The sequence below is a fragment of the Candidatus Neptunochlamydia sp. REUL1 genome (assembly GCF_963457595.1).
In the GTDB taxonomy this organism is placed as follows: domain Bacteria; phylum Chlamydiota; class Chlamydiia; order Chlamydiales; family Simkaniaceae; genus Neptunichlamydia.
In genome coordinates, this window is record NZ_OY735137.1 from 428,789 (window position 1) to 446,825 (window position 18,037).

An 18,037-nucleotide genomic window follows, 5' to 3' on the forward strand; every position below is an offset into this window, starting at 1 on the left:
TCATTACAAAGTCTTAAGTATCTTGTAATAAATTATTTAGTGTTTTAAGATAAGCAGAAAGACACTTAGACTCCTCTACTCTTTCCGCTAAATTAAATATAAACTATTGATGTTAAATAGATTATGGGTTATATAATTAAAGATATCTTCTTACAACAGGATGCCAGTATCTTTTCAAGGTATCTTTGAGCCTTGGCTCAGGACCCTCAGAAAGCATCTTTAGGCAATTGTAGAACTCCACAGCAAGCTCAGGCTGACCAAGGATCGTCAAGCTCGAAAGAATCCTCGAGATCCTTAAAAGGTTGTGTGAACCGTTGATGAAAAAGTTCCCTTTTTTTGCTGCAAACTTACTAGGATTAATTGAAATTTTATCTGTCCGAGAATCGAGCTGCAGTCCATAATGATCAAGCATGAGAGCTAAAGCTTGCTTTTGTTTAGAACAAAGATTTCCATCCGTCTTAAATGCCTGCACAATTTCTCTGTTTAGAGTTGGTGCATAGCTACAGAATCCACTCTGACTGTATGTAGGGAAGATCCACTGAATAAAATTGTGATGTCTTTCAACTTCAGATTCTTTGAACCTTAGAATCCCATCAATCGAAAACCCATTCTTACCTTTTTCTTCATTGCGATAGAATGCAAGAAAGGCTCGAGACTTTTTAGCCTCTCCTGACGCTACGACTCCTCTTCTGCTAACCTGTGGTGAGTGAGACTGACTGCGACAGTCTCGCAACGGAGTTGTTTCTGAGGGCACCCTATGTACGACAGGGCTTCTAAAAGATGGGCGTGCCGCTGAAGTTCCCCCCATATGTCCAGTTAAGTTTTTTTGGGGTGTATTCCTCACACAAGGGGTTTGCCTAGTTGGTTTTTTTTGGAAAACATGCGTACCCGTTGCAGATATAACTCCCATTAGGCTTTGATCAAATCTGCGACCTTTGGCAAAGGTAACACCTAATTGATTAAGATTTTGACAAAAGAGGTTTAATTCTTCTTTGGAGACTTGCAAACGACTCAAATTTACACCTTGAAAGGCTGTATTGATAGACTTAGCCACTTCATTTTTGTCGAAGCTCACGCCCTTTATCCATGACCAAAGACGATCTAAGCAAAAACAACATGATCGCGATGTCACACCATTTTCCAAACCAATGTCACTGGTAAGAAGGCCACCTTCATTTCCGTGGTTGTTTACCTGTTTTATGATATTTGAGCACCGAATTGCATCGCTCATTTTAGCACACACCCTTCCTTACTCCATTAATATGTTAAGTATAATTATATCATAATCAATATTTTATAAATAGGTTTTGTTACTAAACCTCAGAAATCTTAAAATAAACAACTTAGACTTTCTACGAGTTCAGGAGGTGTATCCGTTAGATTTAATGATTCCCTCCTTCCAGAGAGAGGTGTAGCTGGAGCTACCGATGATAAGGTGGTCATCAAGGGGAATGCCTAGAAGACGCCCAGAAGTGGCAAGAAGTTTAGTGAGCTCAATATCAGCCACTGAGGGGGAAGAGTCACCACTAGGATGGTTGTGAGCAAGAGCGAGGCTCGCAGCACGGCGGCAGAGGGCATTGTGAAAAACCTCTCGGGGGTGGATAATCACCTGAGTGAGGGTTCCGATACCAAGAATTTCATCATGAAAGAGGTTTCCTTGCGCATCACGGAGCATAATGGCAACACATTCTTGTTTTTTATCACGAAGTTTTGGACCAATATAGGCGTGGAGGTCATCTGGACCATAGACAGGGTATTTAGGGCGATAGGCAAGATAGTTAATCCGTTTAGCAAGGGCAAAAGTTGCTTTAAGCTGAACCGCTTTGGCTATTCCAATTCCTTTTACTTCTATGAGAGCTTGAACGGAGGCTTCAAAGAGGTTTGATAGGCTCCCAAAACGCGCAAGGAGTTCTTCGGCAAGACGAATTACGGAAACACCGCGCCTGCCACTTCCTAAACAGATTGCAAGAAGCTCGGTAAGTGAAAGGGCGTCACTTCCCTGTTGAAGAAGACGCTCACGAGGGCGCTCTTCTTTAGGAATTTGAGCAAGTGCTGTCATCTTCGATATACTCCCGCACCTTATGCTCTAGATGAGCTGGAATTTCAATTTCGATAAGTACATCATTCCCTTCATAGTCTTGATGAACGACTCTCCCTTCTTGCATAAGTTCACTGACAAGAGCATAGTCTTTTTGAGGAATACGAAGACTTACAACTTTCCGCAAGTCTTTGAGAACATCCATCATCATCTGCAAAAGCTCATCAAACCCATCTCCTGTGAGCGCTGAGATCGCAACCACACGGGGATACTTTAGCTTAAAGCGGGCAACAAGCGCTTTGTTTTCAAGAGCATCAACCTTATTTAAAACGGTGATGATCGGTTTTTTTTCAGTGCTTAGCTCCTTTAGGACTTCGTAAGTCGACTCCGCATGCTCTTCTGCAAGAGGATGGTTCACATCGATGAGGTGAAGCAAAATATCGGCCAAAACCGCTTCTTCAAGGGTGCTTTTAAAGGCAGCAACAAGCGTATGAGGAATTTTTCTAATGAACCCAACAGTATCGATCAAAAGGACGTCTTGATGATTGGGAAGAGCAAACTTTCGGGTTGTTGTATCAAGTGTCGCGAAAAGCTTGTCCTCCACGAGGACTTCCGCGTCCGTGAGAGCGCGAAGAAGGGTAGATTTCCCTACATTGGTATATCCAATAATAGAAAAGGTCGGAACCCCCGAACGATTCCGCGCACGGCGCTGCACTTCACGCTGATGACGCACCTCTTCAATTTCTTTTCTGAGACGCGTGATTCTCTTGCGAACGAGACGCCTATCTAATTCAATCTGTCGTTCCCCCTCCCCTTTTAGAAAGCCTCCACCTCCAGAGGATTGTCTAGAGAGGTGAGTCCACAGTCGTTTAAGCCTTGGGAGTTGGTAGTGGCTTCGCGCAAGTTCTACCTGCAACATCGCCTCTTTTGTTTGAGCTCTTTGCGAAAAAATTTCTAAGATAAGCTCTGTCCTGTCAATCACAGGTTTCTTAAAAATTCTTTCGAGATTACGTTGTTGGTTGGGAGAAATTTCATTATCAAATATTATCACGTCAGCATTTAGCTCTTCCGCTTTTACTCGAAGCTCTTCAACTTTTCCTTTTCCAAAAAAAAGGGCTGCGTCAATAGACCGGATCGAACACGGTTCATTCCCTACAACTTCAAAACCATAAGTATAAGCAAGGGACGCAAGCTCATCAAGATGCTCTTTGCAAAGGGGCAAATCTCGCGCTCGATCATAACCGCCTGCAATCAAAGCCGTTTTTAAGTCGCTAATTTCATACTTAATATCTTCGTAGAGTTTATCTTCTTTCATGAAACTATCCCACTATTATAAATGCCAGAATTTTGAAGTATTTTTTTTCAGAATTTGATCCCTCTTTGCACGCCCCACTTAGTAAAGTAGGGTAAAAAGAGGGATCAAATTCTGGTAACAAAGACCCAAAAGGGTGTCGTTTATAATAGTAGGGTAGGTTCATAAATCGATTTCAAGTCCATCGTATGCAAGAAAAAAACCTTCAGGAAGGTCCCTAGAGTCTTTTTCATGTTCTATTTCATGAGAAATGTGCGTAAAATATATTTTTTTTGCACCTGTTTTTTTTGCAAAGTCGATTCCCTCATCGATGCTTAAGTGCGCAACCGATTTCTCCCATCGCCTTCCACTCAATATTAGTATGTCCAATCCTTTTAAAGAATCAAAAATCGACTCGTCATATTCCATAATATCGGTAACATAGGCAAGGTTGTTAAAGCGAAACCCATTCACCTTCATTCCTATCTGAACATAAGAAAAATACTCCACATCCAATCCTTGAAACACTGTTTTTCCATTCTCCTCATCAAGAATCGAGAACTTACATTTTGTATCGTGAACAGAATCCTTAGGTAAAAAATAGTGATAACGGACTTTTAGCTCTTCATAGGTTTCTCGAGAAAGCAAGCAGGGAACAGGTTTTTTTTGACGAAATGTGTAGATCCGAAGTTCATCAAGTCCTGCGATGTGGTCATAGTGGGAATGGGTTACGATCAAACCATCAAGGGTGTCTACTCCGTACTTAAGCGCTTGGGTGCGATAGTCGGGACCGATGTCTATCAAAAATCGCTTCTCTCCCTTAGTCAAAAGCACTGAAGGACGATATCTCTTGTTCTTTCTATCTGAAGACGTGCAAGTTTCGCATGAGCATCCGATCACAGGAATCCCCATCGACCCACCTGACCCCAAAAAAAGAAGTTTCAAACTAGTACCTCTTCCATCATAGTTTCTGCTAAGGCCTTTCCTAAGTAACTGTGGTAAAGGAGCCCTCTTGACCCCATTGCAGTAAGGACAAAAAGATTTTTATCCAACTTTTGAGCGATAGGGTGATAGTTTTTGCGATTTGATACTCGGATATCTGCATGACACCCTTCAACTTTAAAAGCTCCGGTCGCGGGAATAAACTTCCCAATCTGTTTCAAAATCAAATCCACCGCAGTTCCCAAGCAAGGCTGCTCCGTCATATAGTCCCGCTCATACGTCGATCCTAGATAGCACCTGTCTTCCCTTTCACTCATGGCAAGATACCCTTTTCCAATAACACTTGATGCTTTTTTCCAGTACTTGGGTTTTTGACACACAAGAATCTGCCCTTTGTTAAACCTCAGATCAAGAGATTTTCCTGCTTCAAACGCACGCACACCCCCTCCAGAAGCTAGAACCACCTGATTAAATCCCCTTAGATCAGAGAGGTAAACGTTTTGTTTTACAAGACGCGCTCCTTGCTCTTCACATACCTTCCAGAGCCCCTTTAAGTAAAGGCTTGCGTGAACGGTGATTCCAGAGCGAATAAAGATACCAGGGAGGTAATGACTTCCTGGAGCAAAAGCGTGACACTTTTCAGCGCTCCACCATTCGACATCTTCTCGCTCTTCTGCCCGCTCTTTAAAAGCTTTTTCTTGCTTTTCTGTAAGTGCAAATCTTAGGATCCCTGTCTTTTTGTAAACATCTGGCCCCACAATCTTCAAGAGCTCATTTGTTGCAGCAAGCCCCTCTTCACCTTTCCAAGAAAGACGTGCTGTTTCTCCAGGGTAGGGATGAAGCAATCCTGAGGCTACACCAGAGGCGCCACCTCCAACTCCTTTCCCATCAAAAACAGTAATATCTCCCCCCATTTGCAGGAGGTGGTAGCAAGCGCCTAGACCAGAAAAGCCAGCGCCAATAATAGCAATTTTTTTCATGCAGTCATCTTAGGATATTTCTTCTGCACTAGAGCATAACTCTCAACGGCAAAATTAAAAAAGAAAAGAATTCCTGGAGTAAGCATTGCGCAAAAGGGAATCATGACAAAAAACCATTGGAGGGCAATTGCCAACGTCTCCGTGTGCATAAAAAAGTTGACACCTGTTAAGAATGCAGCAAGAGAGAGGATCCCCACTCCCAATAGAAGAGGAACAAGCCCTAACAAGAAGAGAGCAAGATTTGAAAAAAGATTTTCCTTGAAGCGACAATAAATATCTTCAGCAAGCTTGAGCTTTAATCGCGAATTTAAAGCAATGTGTGGAGTCGCAAAGAAGAGTAAAAACAAATTAAAAAAGGACAGAACCAGCGAACCTAAAACGAGCAAAAAAGGTCCAAAGGCCAAAATCACGCCAAGTACATCTCCAAGTCCAGGAATCTCTTTCAGCAAATAGAAGATTCCCATGACCATCCAAAGAAACAAATACGCTAAAAGAAGAGGAAAGGTCAAATATGAAACGCCAATAAGAAGCTCCCATGATTGCGATAAAATCTTCTTAAATCTAAGGGGAATCATCTTCACTTCATGATGATACACCCGCGCTAAAACAACGCCTGCTGCAAGAAGTAGCCCCGAGGACAAAAATACCGGTAAAAAGGTTAAACTAAGAACCACCCATTGCCCCGCATTAACTGCTAAGGCTCGGCAGAAGACAAGCATAAGTCCACATATAACCAAGACAGGAAACATAAAGAAGAGCTTCTTTTTCGAAAAAGAAAAGCGGAGGGCGCGGTTAAAAATGTGCTCAATATCTTCAAATGTCATGAGATCACTCTAACAGACTCAAAAGAATAATTCAAACCTAAGGTTCTAGATAGTGTCGTCAAGAAATTTTGAATTTGATATACTTTGCTGTCTTATACCAATGCAACAAAGGAATTTTCTATGGGAAAAGCATCGCATCGTCGCCACGATATTTCAGATAAAGTCTGGGAATTGTTAGCTCCTCACCTGCCAGGTCGAAAAGGGGGTTGGGGCGCCGTAGCAAAAGATAACCGTCTGTTCATTAACGCTGTTTTCTGGATTCTTCGAACAGGCTCTCCTTGGAGAGACTTACCACCTGATTATGGAGATTGGAAAAACACTCACCGTCGCTTTTGTCGTTGGCGGGATGCTGGAATTTGGGAAGCGTTGCTTGAATGTTTAGTGGAAGATCCTGACTATGAATGGCTCATGATAGATGCGATCCATATTAAGGGGCACCCTCATGCATCGGGAGCTAAAGGCAGTAATCAAGACATGAGTCGGACAAAAAGGGGCTTAACACAAAAATACACTTGGCCGTGGATGCGCATGATACCACTCATGACAGTACTCAAGCAAATTTCTTGATCCAAGGTATTTCAGCAGAGCATTTGCTCGCCGATAAAGCTTATGATAGTGACGCAATTATATTGCAAGCCGAGAGTCAGGGCATAAATCCAGTCATTCCTCTGAGGTTAAATCGCAAAAAATGGAGAGAATTTGATAAAGAACTATATAAGCTTCGACACCTTGTAGAAAATGCTTTTCTCCACCTAAAACGATGGCGTGGAATAGCCACTCGATATGCCAAAAACACAGCTTCATTCATAGCTGCAGTGCAAATTCGTTGTATCGCTCTTTGGGCTTCTATCTCATGACGACACTATCTAGAGCAATTAGAGGTTTTAGCAAAACCTTAACGTATAAAAAGAGACCAGCAACTCGTGACGACACAACCTAAGGCCCCTTATAAAGGTAGCGAGGTCGAACAATAGGAGTCCCCTTACCACCTCTAGCTTCTAGTCTTTCGTAAACAGTCTGAATGGCAATTCCGACGGAGCGTGACAGGCCGAAAAGCACGGTATAGTACTCAGGATGGGGGAAACCAGCAGCAGTTAGGATTGTTCCTGACATCGCGTCAACATTGGGATAGGGATTCGAGATCTTGGGATTTTCCTTCAAGACTTTGAGCCCTTCTGTTCGGAGAAGCATAGCGATCTTTACAAGAGGGTGATCGGCAAAGTGCTCCTGAGCATAATCGTAGAAAATTGTCGCTCGAGCATCTTCAGCGCGGAGAACAGCATGGCCAAATCCAAAAACAAGCTCTTTAGCCTCAAGTCGTTTTCGGATCAAATTCTCCACATCAGAGGCTGAAGCATTTTCTCCCACCTCATCAAGAATACTGCGTACAAAGGTCAAACAATCCTGGTTTGCCTTTCCGTGACGGGGACCTGCAAGAGCGCACATTGCTCCACAGATCGATCCGTACATTTCTTCCAGCCCAGAGGCGATGGCCTTCCCGACAAAACAGGAAAGATTCCCACCTCCATGGTCGTAATGAAGAATATTGAAAAGACGGAAGACCTCCGCTAAATGCGTTTTATCACTATTTGGGACATTAAGCATGCGAGCAAAGCTTTCCATGTAGCCCAGCTCGCCGCTTGGAGGAGGTGTTTCACCCCAGCCAGCATGATAATTGACCACAGCAGCAACTAAATGAGGAAGTTTTGCAATGAGATTCATGCAGTCCTCTTTATAATTCCCCTGCCCTTCGAGCATTCCAAGAACAAGGAGGGCTGCGTTAAAAAGCTTCATTGGGTGCCCCTGCCTTGGAAGGGATTCAATGTGCTTAATCACAGCACTTGAACAGTGGGCCCTATTTTTTAATTCTCCACTAAAGGTTGAAATATCTGAGGAACTCCCCTCTTTTCCGTGAAGCAGAAGATATAAGATACGCTCCGGCTCCCATTTATAGAGCTCAGAAATAGGTCGCCCACAGTAAAAAAGCCCTTTAATGGGATCGACTGAAGATGTCATGCAATACCCTACTGGGTACCCCCGCATCCCGGTTTCGAGTTGATCTTTGGTCACCTGGAAAAGGACATCGTCCATAACTTCACCTTATTTGAGGAGATGGCTAACAGCATCTCTTTCTTCTAACAATTCTTTTTCTGTAAGGGCAATCTTCTTCTTCAGAAAAGCGTCCCTTTCAAACCCATCAACAACTTTAACTTGTCCAGGACTTGTCATAGCGCAAGGAAAGGAGAAGATCAACCCTTCCTGAACTCCGTAAGGATTTCCATCTGAACATATGCAAGAAGAAAAAGTCGGTCCCGGATTAAAAATAGCATGCACACCATCTAAAATAGCGTTGGCAGCAGATGCAGCAGAAGATTTTCCACGAGCAGCAATAACCGCAGCTCCTCTCTTCTGGACTGTTTGCATAAATTCCCCTTCAAGCCATGGGCGATCCTTAATAGCATCCATTGCCTTCTTTCCCCCAATTCTAGCATTGATAAAGTCAGGAACCTGAGTTGCAGAATGATTCCCCCAAATCACAATATCTTCAACTTTGTTGACATTTACCCCGGCTTTTTTAGCAAGTTGATACTGAGCGCGGTTCTGATCAAGTCGAGTCATCGCATGAAATTGACACCGAGGGATATTAGGAGCGTTGTGCATCGCAATAAGGCAATTTGTATTGCACGGGTTTCCCACAACAAAAACTGTTACATCCTTTGCCGCAGCGTCATTAAGTGCCTTCCCTTGCCCCACAAAAATCTTTCCGTTTTCCTCCAGCAGATCTTTTCGCTCCATTCCAGGTCCTCGGGGTTTTGATCCCACTAGAATGGCAACATTGACGTCTCCAAATACCTCTTCAGGGTCACTTCCTATTTTCACCTCTTTGAGATGAGGAAAACCGCAATCTTCAAGTTCCATGACAACCCCTTTAAGAGCTTCGACTCCTTGAGGAATCTCCAAGATATTTAAAGCAATCGGTTCATCCTTTCCAAAAAGTTCTCCACTCGCAATTCGAAAGAGGAGGCTATAGGCAATTTGTCCACCGCCACCAGTTACTGCAATTCGCTTAACCATCAGTACTTTCTCCATTCATTTCAAACACCCATTAAAAGGTTTATTGGCATATTCCTCAACCCCTTTTCTTCCACTGGTTGAGATTAGCTTTTCAGATGTTAGAGAACTCTTTGTTAGTGCAGACTAATATTTCTGGGCATAAAATTTTTCTTTTGTTAAGACTTCGTTCATGAAAATTGCAGACCCCTATCTTTTTTACTTTTCATCAATTGATCCTGATTACCAAGGCAGGCTAGAAGCATTCAGTAACTTAATCCTTCGCCCGATTCATGTTTTGACTGGTCTGGCGAAAAACTATTCCCCAACTACCTCAGCTTGGGAATCTCATCCAATTCAAGGAAAAAACTACTTGGATGTGGCTATTTCGATTGCCACAGTGATCCCAGAGCTTGTCATCCGAACTCTGGTAAAATTTGCAGCTCATGCAATGGATAAGCGGATGAGAAAAGACGAAGAGGGTGTTCTCAAATGTCTTCCTTTTTTAGAACCACCAAACACCCCATTAGAAAGGACTCACAAATCAACATGGGCTGTAGGGAAGAAAATCCTAAAACTTATTGCTGGCGTCGATGAACCTGGAGCTCAAAAAACCTGGGCTAGCGAAGCGATGCGCGATCACATCATAAAGTTCAATGAATTGCTGAAAACTGAACCTGAGCAGCTCTATCAGGCTCTTGAAAATGTTGGAGAACAACATTGGGAAGCAATTTGGCCTGCAAATGAAGATTGCCCCAAGTGCGCGGTGACATATTCCGTAAAACACTCGTTTCTAGTTCAGCTCTACTTCCATATTCGCAGAGGAGTTTACTATCCTTCTATTGATAAAATGTCCTTTCTAGAAGAATCCCAGCGTAATCGATTGTTTTTTAAAGAGGAAACACCCGAGTATCAACTTCGCACGACATTCAATAAATTCCTCAGAAAATTTGAGCCTGCCTGCAGCAAGATTGACGATGTAAGATTGTGTGCAATAAGGCGCATTGACGAGAACCCAAATAAAATTATTAAAAAGTTTAATTACAACACGTTAGACATGAAAGACCAACTTATTAGACAACCGGAGATCCAAGATGCGATACTGGCTAATCAAAAGTGAACCCACAACTTACTCGATTGATGACCTAAAGAGGTTGAAGCAAGATCATTGGGAAGGGGTGCGTAATTACCAAGCACGCAACTTTATGCGAGATGAAATGAGGGTGGGTGATTTAGCCCTTTTCTATCACTCGAATGCAACACCCCCTGGAGTGGTAGGAGTTGCAAGGGTGTGTAGAGAAGCCCACCCTGATTTCTTTGCTTGGGACCCCGAAAGTAAATATTTTGATCCAAAATCAAGCCCCGATAATCCTCGTTGGATGATGGTCGATGTAGAGTTTGTCGAAAAATTCTCTCGCCTAATTCCTCTAGAAGAGCTCAGGGGCTATCCAGAACTTGAAGAGATGGTTTTACTCCAAAAAGGATCCCGTCTATCCGTTCAAAGAGCTACAAAAGCAGAATTCACCTTCATCAGAAAATTAGGAGTATGTTAGGTCGCTGAGCGATGAAAAAAAAGCAATACACCTCAACCTATCTTGCACCGACCAGGTCGGGATTGTGGCGGCTGTCACAGGTGGCTTGACAGAAAAAGGACTCTTTATTCTAGAACTATCCCAGTATAGTGCCCCCTCTACAGGACAGTTTTTCATGCGTATCTATTTTAAAACAACAATAGAAACACCTGAAGAGGAAATTGCCAAGGCTTTCGACACCATAGCTAAACAATTTAAGATGAGCTGGGATCTTCATGACAAAGACTTCCGCCCAAAAATTCTTTTGATGGTTTCTAAACATAACCACTGCGATCAGGAAACGATTCGGGTACGGCATGACCAAACAGAAAAAAAGCTGGTTCAGATCGGTCAAGATATTGAATGTTAAGTGCTTGCAAGAGCTGTAAAACGGCATATTGAGCAACGTGTTATCCTAAATGGCCACAAAACGGTTGTCTTCAACTAACTCCCCCTGCTATTGGGTGGAGTATGGAAGGGAAGAAACCATCAGATACGTCTATTCACGATCATACCTACCGGATCTTTCCCAATGATTTGAACGCCCAAGGAACTGTCTTTGGAGGGCTCATCATGGCGGAAGCCGATCGACTAGCTCATATTGTCGCTGAACGACACAGTGGGCGGATCTGCGTAACAGCATCGGTCGATTCAATTCTTTTCCACGCTCCTGCTGGTCATGGAGATAATTTGATATTTAAAACTTCAATTAATCGTTCATGGAATACCTCCATGGAAGTTGGGGTTAAAATTATGGCAGAAGAACGAACAACAATGAATCGAAAACACATCGTTTCAGCTTACCTTACTTTTGTCGCTTTAGATGACCACGGGAAACCTGCCAAAGTTCCCCCTGTTCTACCAGTTTCAGAGATTGAAAAGCGGCGGTTTGAAGAAGCTGATCTCAGGCGATCCAACCGCATCTCCTACAAAAAAGAATTGAGTAGTCGAAGAAAACTTTAATACGACTTGCGCTAGTATAGGATCATGGGGTACAATGCCGCCCATATGATAGAAGCAAATGAAATTAAAGACGCGATCTTAAACACCCTTGATGGTGCAACTGTAGAACTTAAAAACCCTCAGGGAGATGGACTTCATTTTGACGCCATAGTCATAGCATCTCAGTTTGCAGGGAAGAGCTTGGTCGAACAACAACGTCTTGTGATGGGATCGTTAACTGGGCTGTTTGGCTCGTCACTCCATGCGATGAGTTTGAAAACATACACCCCTGATGAATGGGAGAAAGTAAAACCGTGAGTACAATGCAAGAAAGAATTAAAAAAGATATTGAGACGCACCCTGTGATTTTGTTTATGAAAGGTTCGAAACTCATGCCTCTCTGCGGTTTTTCTGGACAGGTTGTCGAGGTCTTAAACGGATTTGGAATTGCTTTTGAGACGCGTAATGTTCTCGAAGATGATGAACTTCGCCAGGGGATTAAAACCTATTCAAATTGGCCAACTCTTCCCCAACTGTATATCAAGGGAGAGTTCATTGGTGGCTGCGATATTGTCATGCAGCTACATGAACAGGGCGAACTCGAAAAACTCCTCAAGAGATTATAAATGGAAGAGCAAGCGACGGAGATCGCAGATATATTTCTGCACCGAGGGTGGCTTATTCCGATCGCAATTATTATCGCTCTGACCCTCATTGCCCATTTTATTGTTACCCGTTTTTACAAGCGCATTTATCCCAGGCTAGAAAAGACGCATCTGGCTTGGGACTCGGCGCTACTAAAGTCTTTAATCCGCCCTCTTAAAATTATCATCTGGGTGTTAGGCCTCACTTTTTCTGTGCAGCTATTGGCTTTTCATTTTGAGAAGGACAGTCTCATTGACCTGTTTAAGCCGTTCCGAAATTTTAGCTTTGTTGTTGTTAGCCTTTGGTTTACGTTAAGATTCATCAAGAATATGGAGGCCGATTACACACGCGAACAGCGGTCAAACAAAAAACGGTATGACAAAACAACCGTACGCGCAATTTGCCAGATTTCAAGAGTTGCTGCAGTGATGATTGCTGTATTGGTCTACTTACAAACACGAAATGTCAATATTTCCGCGGTTCTAGCCTTTGGTGGTGCGGGAGGTTTGATTGTCGGTTTGGCAGCAAAAGATCTCTTGGCAAACTTTTTTGGAGGTCTCATGATCTACATGGACCGCCCTTTTTCTGTTGGAGACTGGGTCAAATCTCCAGATAGAGAGATTGAAGGATATGTCGAAAATATTGGATGGCGACTCACACGCATTCGAACGTTCGAAAGGCGCCCTATTTATGTTCCAAATGGAGTGTTCTCAACAATCTCAGTCGTAAATCCCTCTCGAATGTCGCATAGGCGTATTAAAACACGGGTAGGCGTTCGCTATGATGATGCGAAAAGTATATCGGCAATCGTTGCCGAAGCAGAGGAAATGATCCGAAACCATGAAGGAATCGACGAGAAAACTTTTATGATGGTTCGCTTCGATGAGTTTGGTCCTTCGTCATTAAATTTCTTAATCTATTGTTTTACAAAGACAACCAAGTGGGCCGATTACATGCTCGTGCAGCAGGATATCTATTTGAAAACAATTGAAATTATTGAAAGCCACGGCGCAGAGTGCGCTTTTCCTACAACCACATTGCATATCCCTGAAGGGGTTGCACTCAAACAATGAGCGAAATCACCTTTCTCTTTCATATTGCTGCTCTAGCAAGCTTTATTCTTATTGCTCTCAGGATTGGAAAACATGCTCTTATAGCAACTCTGGCAATTCAGATTGTTTTAGCCAACCTTTTTGCGATGAAACAGATGACCTGCTTTGGCCTCAACGTAACATGCAGCGAAGTCTATACAGTTGGATCTATTTTTTCGATGAGCTTGATTCAAGTTTACTTTGGAAAAAGGTTGCGAATCAAGCGCTTGGAATTGTCTGTTTCCTCCTCTTTTTAGTCATTATTATGTCGCAATTTCAAATCCGCTATATCTCTTCAAAGTATGATGCCATGCACAGCGCTTTTGCCTCGATATTGGGATATGTCCCACGCATTATGTTCACCTCTTTTGTGTCCGCATTGATCACTCAAAAAAATGATATGGAATTTTTTAGATGGATCAAAAAAAGACTCCCCAAAACTCCATTTTTTATCCCGTTTGCTCTCGCCTCTTTAGTAACACAGTTTCTTGATACAGTCTTTTTCAGCTTTGTTGCGCTCTATGGGATTGTTCATAGCATTAAAGATATTATTTTGATAAGCTGCATTATCAAAGTGGTTATCATCTTTACAATTGCCCCCTTTCACTCTTTTTGTTAAAAAGTTGATTCGCCATGACCCCGTTCAAGTTTGAAGTTCTTCAACAGTCAAAGAAGTCTCGCGCTAAGGTTGGACGGATTCATACACCTCATGGAATCATCGACACCCCTAGTTTTGTTGCTATAGGCACGAATGGAACATTGAAAGCGCTCGAAAATGAAATGGTAAGTTCAATTGGACTGCAGCTGATGTTTTGTAACACTTACCACTTGCTACTGCAACCAGGGCCAGACGTGATTGCCAAAGGCGGTGGCATCCACCGTTTTATTAACCGCAAGATGCCAATCATTACTGACTCTGGAGGATTTCAAGTTTTTAGCTTAGCCTATGGAGGGGTTGCAGACGAGCTAAAGAGCAAAGGAATAAAAAAGCAATCGGCGCGGATATCATCATCCCTTTCGATAAACTTCCTCCTTACCACATCGGAGAAAAGGAGCTAAGACAATCCCTTGATCGCACGCATGCTTGAGAAAAAAGTTCTCTCGAAGCCCACCTTAAAAACCCACAAAATCAAGCAATGTATGTCGTGATCCACGGAGAAGTGGATCATGCTCTTAGAGAAGAGAGCTGCAACTTCCTTCGAAAGCTTCCATTTGACGGCTTTGCAATCGGAGGAAGCATAGGAAAGTCAAAAGGGGAGATGGTCTCTATACTGACCTCCCTCTTGCCAAAACTCCCTGACCAAGCCCCTAACCACCTCCTCGGCATCGCCGATCTAGAGTCATTAGAAAATTGCGTTCCCTTAGGGATCGACACCTTTGATAGCTCCTATCCCACCAAGGCAGCCCGCCACGGAACCCTCTTAACCCGAGAGGGAGGAATGAAAATCGTTCGAGGGCAGCACAGCGGTGAGTTCCAGCCGATTGAGGCAGGAATACACCTATTATACCTGTCAGAAAACTACACAAGAGCTTACTTCCATAACATTAGCTTCAATCCACAATCTCCATTTTATGGTGAAGCTCAAAAAAAAGAGACAGGATTAATATAATTAATAAATGAATATAAACATTATTTTAATAATAACTATTTATAATAAAAAATGTTATAATAAGTTGATTAAAACGTAAATGAGGTGCATTCGCATGGGTATTGGGAAAACCAGTTCCTATCCTCTTCAGGATCGATTATTTTCAGAAAGTCGGACAGGATCAGCATATTATGTCGATCATGGATACTCGAGCACGGAAGTTAAGTTCCTTGATGGGCAAAAAGCAAAATCCCCTACCATGCATTTTGAAAACCGCGATGATATGCTCTATCACGTTGCCAAGGAACGGATCAAAGAGAATAAAAGTCTCTGGGAAAATGGAGAAATTACAACAGCTGATCGATACCGCGGTTTTGAAGATGGCCTCAAATCAAAAGTTAAAGGGATCTGGTCCAGAACGATTCACATCATAAAGGCTGCCTGGACAAATATTCGCAGAAAAGGAAGCATCGAAGGATCCGTAAGTAAAGGACTCATCAATTATGACCGAGAACTCCTAGGAAGAGTTAAGACAAAAGCATGGGTCAATTTTAGCATGAAACAGGTTCGAGATTTTGTAGTAAAACCTAATATCCGATCTCTAGCATCCGAGGACTTATCTAAAACGTATTCAATTGCTCGTTGGCATCATAATGGCCCATCAGGCTATTCATTTACGAATGAAAGAGAAGAAACAGAAGTTCTCCAAAACACTGTTACCGCAAGCAACGACCGATTTGCAAAAGGAATCTCCATGATGCGCCGCATCGATGATTATACTACGGATGAATCAATTGCTTATACAGGACGCGGAGACACTGAATCTAAGGCAATGGAGCAACTTAACTTTATTTTTCAAAATGAACTGGCAAAAAATCCTGCAGCTCAAAAAGGTCTGACAAAAACTGAAGACGGATATGAACTTACGTTTATGTTGAATAATCTGATGTCTTCAAATCTATTTCTTGGAATGGGTACCACAGGTCTAGTAGGGCTGGATGAGAGAGACTCCATGCTCAGGGAAAAAGCGATTTTTGATGCCCTTTCACAAGGACCTATTACGCTGACTGATAAAAATGGGAACCAGCACACTGTCACAATCAAACCCCTCTACTTCAATCAGGGGTTTAACTCTTTGGCTCCCTTACTTGGAACTCCTTGGAAGCAAACCAAAATCAACAGTGAAGCCTATGCTATACTCTTTCCATTGATCGATGATGCCATTTTAAATAACCCATCTATCAGTGCATATGACAAACAGCTTGTGCAGTCTGCTAGAGACCATCTTAGCAACCCAAGCAAACTCAAATCAGAAGAAGAGTTCTTCTACCGCGACCTTGCGATGAAAATTTTAAAAATTCCTGTTATTGATCATTGCAAAAGCAGTATTGACCGCACATCTATTGCTACATCTATTTCAGCAGCTCTGCAAAGCTGGAGAAACCTAGGCTGTGACATTCCTCTAGATAACCCTCATGATATTCTCACAGACTTTCTCTTCAGAGAACTTTTTATAGTCAATATGCATGGAGCCCACCAGGCAACACAAGCATCACGCTCATCAGAAGGCATGATCGAGGGACAACAGCAACTCACTCATGCTCACGGGTTCGAGTGGGGTGGTAATGACTTTGGCCACCAGAATCCCATTCCTCTTCGGATGGTTCCCGACCGCTATGTCAATAAGACAAGAACAAAATTTAATCTTGACAGCCCTTTAATGGGAGGGCGAAAGCTCCTCAAGGCAAACGGGATGAAAATGTTTTATACGAATGACCACCCTCTAATCGTGGAACAGGAAGAGCAGAAAAGAAAAATGGAACAAGAAAGGCAACGTCGTATTCAGAGCGTCTATCTGAGAGTTGCTGCCACTGCATAATTTCCATTGATCCCTTTCTTGTTTATCTGATAAGATCGGCACTTCTAGCGTGTTAAAGTAAAAATTTGGCTATGTCGATATTCCTTGTCATTTTTATGTATGCTGCTTGGTCGAGCGTTTTCTCACTCGGGAAGATGGCGCTTGAGAGCAGTCCCCCTGTGTTTTTAACAGGCTTCCGCATGGTCTTTGCAGGAATTATCCTTCTCAGCTGGCTCTTCATTAAAAATCGTAGCAGTTTGAAAATTGGAAAAAAGCAAATTTTTCCCATCCTTGCCCTATCGATTTTTAGTATTTATTTAACAAATGTTTTAGAGTTTTGGGGGCTCCAGCATCTAACAGCTGCTAAAACTTGTTTTATCTATAGCCTCTCACCCTTTTTTGCGGCGATTTTCTCCTATATCCATTTTGGAGAAAAGATGAACAAGAAGAAGTTGTTTGGGATGCTTATTGGTTTTGCAGGATTCTTTCCAGTCTTGATGATGCAAACAGGCGATGAAGGACTTCTCAAAGCCTTCAGTTTCTTCTCGTGGCCTGAACTTGCAATTATGGGAGCAGCCCTCTTTTCGGTCTATGGGTGGGTGCTTCTCCGCATCATTGTTAAAAACCAAACCCTTTCCCCTCTTTACGCAAATGGATATAGCATGCTCATTGGAGGGTCCATAGCTTTTGTTCACTCTTTTTTTGTCGATAACTGGTCTCCAATACCTGTTGCAGCAAGGCATATTGCCCCCTTTATCCAGGGTATCATTATTATGACCCTTGTTTCAAACATCCTTTGCTATAACCTCTACGGGTTTATGCTCAAGAAATATACTGCAACTTTTCTCTCCTTTATGGGTCTTTTAAGCCCCATCTTCGCTTCACTCAATAGCTGGATTATTTTAGGAGAAGCCCCTTCATGGCAGATTCTAGTTTCCACTTCAGTCGTTTCCCTAGGACTCTTTGTCGTTTACCAAGCAGAGCTGAAACAAGGATACATTGTTAAGGGATCGAAAGAGCTTGCGAAAGTAGAGGCTTAATCCCTTCTCGAAGATTTTCCTCCTGATCACAGGTCCCAAAGTTATGACCCCATGCCAGATTCCACTCAAAGTTTTTCATGAGAGACCATATATAAATCCCCCTAATGTCTACTCCCTCTTCATGCGCCTGACTTATGGCCTAGAACGCGCGCTTAAGATAGCTAGCAGTTAAGAC

The 18,037-nt window shown here is 42.7% G+C and carries 23 protein-coding genes; 14 read left to right on the plus strand and 9 right to left on the minus strand.

Annotation, left to right across the window (positions count from 1 at the left end; translation table 11 throughout):
- Nucleotides 1-136: 136 nt before the first annotated feature.
- From R2I63_RS02550 to R2I63_RS02575, 6 genes are all read right to left on the minus strand, one after another.
- Nucleotides 137-1,231, minus strand: coding sequence for an opioid growth factor receptor-related protein (locus R2I63_RS02550; protein ID WP_316358486.1), 1,095 nt, complete (start codon nucleotides 1,229-1,231; stop codon nucleotides 137-139).
- Between the two features lie 129 nt (nucleotides 1,232-1,360).
- Nucleotides 1,361-2,059, minus strand: a complete 699-nt coding sequence (radC, locus tag R2I63_RS02555; RefSeq protein ID WP_316358488.1) for a RadC family protein — start codon at nucleotides 2,057-2,059, stop codon at nucleotides 1,361-1,363.
- Nucleotides 2,034-3,353 carry a GTPase HflX gene (gene hflX / locus R2I63_RS02560; RefSeq protein WP_316358490.1) on the minus strand — a complete coding sequence of 440 codons (1,320 nt, stop codon included), beginning with the start codon at nucleotides 3,351-3,353 and terminating at the stop codon, nucleotides 2,034-2,036. The genes radC and hflX overlap by 26 nt, the downstream gene beginning before the upstream one ends.
- 159 nt (nucleotides 3,354-3,512) lie before the next feature.
- On the minus strand, nucleotides 3,513-4,274 hold the full coding sequence (locus R2I63_RS02565; RefSeq protein ID WP_316358491.1) for an MBL fold metallo-hydrolase: 762 nt from the start codon (nucleotides 4,272-4,274) through the stop codon (nucleotides 3,513-3,515).
- A complete protein-coding gene (locus tag R2I63_RS02570) occupies nucleotides 4,271-5,251 on the minus strand; it encodes an NAD(P)/FAD-dependent oxidoreductase (RefSeq protein ID WP_316358493.1) in 981 nt (326 codons plus the stop codon). Before R2I63_RS02570 ends, R2I63_RS02565 begins: the two co-directional genes overlap by 4 nt.
- Complete coding sequence (locus tag R2I63_RS02575) at nucleotides 5,248-6,075, minus strand: hypothetical protein (RefSeq protein WP_316358494.1); 828 nt, start codon at nucleotides 6,073-6,075, stop codon at nucleotides 5,248-5,250. Before R2I63_RS02575 ends, R2I63_RS02570 begins: the two co-directional genes overlap by 4 nt.
- A 120-nt stretch (nucleotides 6,076-6,195) precedes the next feature.
- Here R2I63_RS02575 and R2I63_RS02580 point away from each other — a divergent pair.
- Nucleotides 6,196-6,932, plus strand: a protein-coding gene (locus R2I63_RS02580; protein WP_316359715.1) for an IS5 family transposase whose coding sequence is annotated in 2 segments (ribosomal slippage) — nucleotides 6,196-6,565 and nucleotides 6,565-6,932 — 738 coding nt in all. Because the reading frame shifts where the segments join, the coding sequence is not laid out codon by codon here.
- Nucleotides 6,933-7,011: 79 nt separating this feature from the next.
- Here the strand turns inward: R2I63_RS02580 and R2I63_RS02585 are convergent.
- Both R2I63_RS02585 and R2I63_RS02590 read right to left on the minus strand, forming a co-directional pair.
- A complete protein-coding gene (locus R2I63_RS02585; protein ID WP_316358497.1) occupies nucleotides 7,012-8,166 on the minus strand; it encodes a citrate (Si)-synthase in 1,155 nt (384 codons plus the stop codon).
- A 9-nt stretch (nucleotides 8,167-8,175) separates the two neighbouring features.
- Nucleotides 8,176-9,150: a malate dehydrogenase gene (locus R2I63_RS02590; protein ID WP_316358500.1), complete on the minus strand. Its 975-nt coding sequence runs from the start codon at nucleotides 9,148-9,150 to the stop codon at nucleotides 8,176-8,178.
- A 169-nt stretch (nucleotides 9,151-9,319) separates the two neighbouring features.
- Between R2I63_RS02590 and R2I63_RS02595 the strand changes: the two genes are divergently transcribed.
- The 13 genes from R2I63_RS02595 to R2I63_RS02655 all read left to right on the plus strand — a co-directional run bounded on the left by R2I63_RS02595 (nucleotide 9,320) and on the right by R2I63_RS02655 (nucleotide 17,862).
- On the plus strand, nucleotides 9,320-10,246 hold the full coding sequence (locus R2I63_RS02595) for a hypothetical protein (RefSeq protein WP_316358502.1): 927 nt from the start codon (nucleotides 9,320-9,322) through the stop codon (nucleotides 10,244-10,246).
- Nucleotides 10,221-10,679, plus strand: coding sequence for an EVE domain-containing protein (locus R2I63_RS02600; protein ID WP_316358505.1), 459 nt, complete (start codon nucleotides 10,221-10,223; stop codon nucleotides 10,677-10,679). Before R2I63_RS02595 ends, R2I63_RS02600 begins: the two co-directional genes overlap by 26 nt.
- Before the next feature lie 64 nt (nucleotides 10,680-10,743).
- Nucleotides 10,744-11,067, plus strand: coding sequence for a hypothetical protein (locus R2I63_RS02605; RefSeq protein ID WP_316358508.1), 324 nt, complete (start codon nucleotides 10,744-10,746; stop codon nucleotides 11,065-11,067).
- A 101-nt stretch (nucleotides 11,068-11,168) separates the two neighbouring features.
- Complete coding sequence (locus R2I63_RS02610; RefSeq protein WP_316358511.1) at nucleotides 11,169-11,660, plus strand: acyl-CoA thioesterase; 492 nt, start codon at nucleotides 11,169-11,171, stop codon at nucleotides 11,658-11,660.
- 45 nt (nucleotides 11,661-11,705) lie between these two features.
- Nucleotides 11,706-11,957 (plus strand): BolA family protein, encoded by a 252-nt coding sequence (locus tag R2I63_RS02615; RefSeq protein ID WP_316358513.1) that lies wholly within the window; start codon nucleotides 11,706-11,708, stop codon nucleotides 11,955-11,957.
- Nucleotides 11,936-12,265, plus strand: coding sequence for a Grx4 family monothiol glutaredoxin (grxD, locus tag R2I63_RS02620; RefSeq protein ID WP_316358516.1), 330 nt, complete (start codon nucleotides 11,936-11,938; stop codon nucleotides 12,263-12,265). The genes R2I63_RS02615 and grxD overlap by 22 nt, the downstream gene beginning before the upstream one ends.
- Nucleotides 12,266-13,357, plus strand: coding sequence for a mechanosensitive ion channel family protein (locus tag R2I63_RS02625; protein WP_316358519.1), 1,092 nt, complete (start codon nucleotides 12,266-12,268; stop codon nucleotides 13,355-13,357).
- Nucleotides 13,354-13,632: a hypothetical protein gene (locus tag R2I63_RS02630; protein ID WP_316359834.1), complete on the plus strand. Its 279-nt coding sequence runs from the start codon at nucleotides 13,354-13,356 to the stop codon at nucleotides 13,630-13,632. Before R2I63_RS02625 ends, R2I63_RS02630 begins: the two co-directional genes overlap by 4 nt.
- Complete coding sequence (locus tag R2I63_RS02635) at nucleotides 13,518-13,994, plus strand: queuosine precursor transporter (RefSeq protein WP_316358521.1); 477 nt, start codon at nucleotides 13,518-13,520, stop codon at nucleotides 13,992-13,994. The genes R2I63_RS02630 and R2I63_RS02635 overlap by 115 nt, the downstream gene beginning before the upstream one ends.
- A 14-nt stretch (nucleotides 13,995-14,008) precedes the next feature.
- Nucleotides 14,009-14,434, plus strand: coding sequence for a tRNA-guanine transglycosylase (locus R2I63_RS02640; protein ID WP_316358524.1), 426 nt, complete (start codon nucleotides 14,009-14,011; stop codon nucleotides 14,432-14,434).
- A gap of 77 nt (nucleotides 14,435-14,511) precedes the next feature.
- Nucleotides 14,512-14,985 (plus strand): tRNA-guanine transglycosylase, encoded by a 474-nt coding sequence (locus R2I63_RS02645; RefSeq protein ID WP_316358526.1) that lies wholly within the window; start codon nucleotides 14,512-14,514, stop codon nucleotides 14,983-14,985.
- 94 nt (nucleotides 14,986-15,079) lie between these two features.
- On the plus strand, nucleotides 15,080-16,843 hold the full coding sequence (locus tag R2I63_RS02650; protein ID WP_316358529.1) for a hypothetical protein: 1,764 nt from the start codon (nucleotides 15,080-15,082) through the stop codon (nucleotides 16,841-16,843).
- Between the two features lie 71 nt (nucleotides 16,844-16,914).
- Complete coding sequence (locus R2I63_RS02655) at nucleotides 16,915-17,862, plus strand: DMT family transporter (RefSeq protein WP_316358531.1); 948 nt, start codon at nucleotides 16,915-16,917, stop codon at nucleotides 17,860-17,862.
- On the opposite strand, the gene R2I63_RS10580 is transcribed toward R2I63_RS02655, so the two are convergent.
- A complete protein-coding gene (locus tag R2I63_RS10580) occupies nucleotides 17,825-17,998 on the minus strand; it encodes a family 1 glycosylhydrolase (RefSeq protein ID WP_445083667.1) in 174 nt (57 codons plus the stop codon). The two genes, R2I63_RS02655 and R2I63_RS10580, sit on opposite strands and share 38 nt — an antisense overlap.
- Nucleotides 17,999-18,037: the final 39 nt, after the last annotated feature.

Bases quoted from the DNA above. Each gene is read 5' to 3' on its own strand.
- grxD (WP_316358516.1), top strand. From the start codon at position 11,936: ATGGGAGAAAGTAAAACCGTGAGTACAATGCAAGAAAGAATTAAAAAA.
- R2I63_RS02550 (WP_316358486.1), bottom strand. From the start codon at position 1,231: ATGAGCGATGCAATTCGGTGCTCAAATATCATAAAACAGGTAAACAAC.
- R2I63_RS02640 (WP_316358524.1), top strand. From the start codon at position 14,009: ATGACCCCGTTCAAGTTTGAAGTTCTTCAACAGTCAAAGAAGTCTCGC.
- R2I63_RS02655 (WP_316358531.1), top strand. From the start codon at position 16,915: ATGTCGATATTCCTTGTCATTTTTATGTATGCTGCTTGGTCGAGCGTT.
- R2I63_RS02600 (WP_316358505.1), top strand. From the start codon at position 10,221: ATGCGATACTGGCTAATCAAAAGTGAACCCACAACTTACTCGATTGAT.
- R2I63_RS02635 (WP_316358521.1), top strand. From the start codon at position 13,518: ATGCAGCGAAGTCTATACAGTTGGATCTATTTTTTCGATGAGCTTGAT.
- R2I63_RS02630 (WP_316359834.1), top strand. From the start codon at position 13,354: ATGAGCGAAATCACCTTTCTCTTTCATATTGCTGCTCTAGCAAGCTTT.
- R2I63_RS02585 (WP_316358497.1), bottom strand. From the start codon at position 8,166: ATGGACGATGTCCTTTTCCAGGTGACCAAAGATCAACTCGAAACCGGG.
- R2I63_RS02615 (WP_316358513.1), top strand. From the start codon at position 11,706: ATGATAGAAGCAAATGAAATTAAAGACGCGATCTTAAACACCCTTGAT.
- R2I63_RS02590 (WP_316358500.1), bottom strand. From the start codon at position 9,150: ATGGTTAAGCGAATTGCAGTAACTGGTGGCGGTGGACAAATTGCCTAT.
- hflX (WP_316358490.1), bottom strand. From the start codon at position 3,353: ATGAAAGAAGATAAACTCTACGAAGATATTAAGTATGAAATTAGCGAC.
- R2I63_RS02570 (WP_316358493.1), bottom strand. From the start codon at position 5,251: ATGAAAAAAATTGCTATTATTGGCGCTGGCTTTTCTGGTCTAGGCGCT.
- R2I63_RS02650 (WP_316358529.1), top strand. From the start codon at position 15,080: ATGGGTATTGGGAAAACCAGTTCCTATCCTCTTCAGGATCGATTATTT.
- R2I63_RS02645 (WP_316358526.1), top strand. From the start codon at position 14,512: ATGTATGTCGTGATCCACGGAGAAGTGGATCATGCTCTTAGAGAAGAG.
- radC (WP_316358488.1), bottom strand. From the start codon at position 2,059: ATGACAGCACTTGCTCAAATTCCTAAAGAAGAGCGCCCTCGTGAGCGT.
- R2I63_RS02575 (WP_316358494.1), bottom strand. From the start codon at position 6,075: ATGACATTTGAAGATATTGAGCACATTTTTAACCGCGCCCTCCGCTTT.
- R2I63_RS02595 (WP_316358502.1), top strand. From the start codon at position 9,320: ATGAAAATTGCAGACCCCTATCTTTTTTACTTTTCATCAATTGATCCT.
- R2I63_RS02610 (WP_316358511.1), top strand. From the start codon at position 11,169: ATGGAAGGGAAGAAACCATCAGATACGTCTATTCACGATCATACCTAC.
- R2I63_RS02625 (WP_316358519.1), top strand. From the start codon at position 12,266: ATGGAAGAGCAAGCGACGGAGATCGCAGATATATTTCTGCACCGAGGG.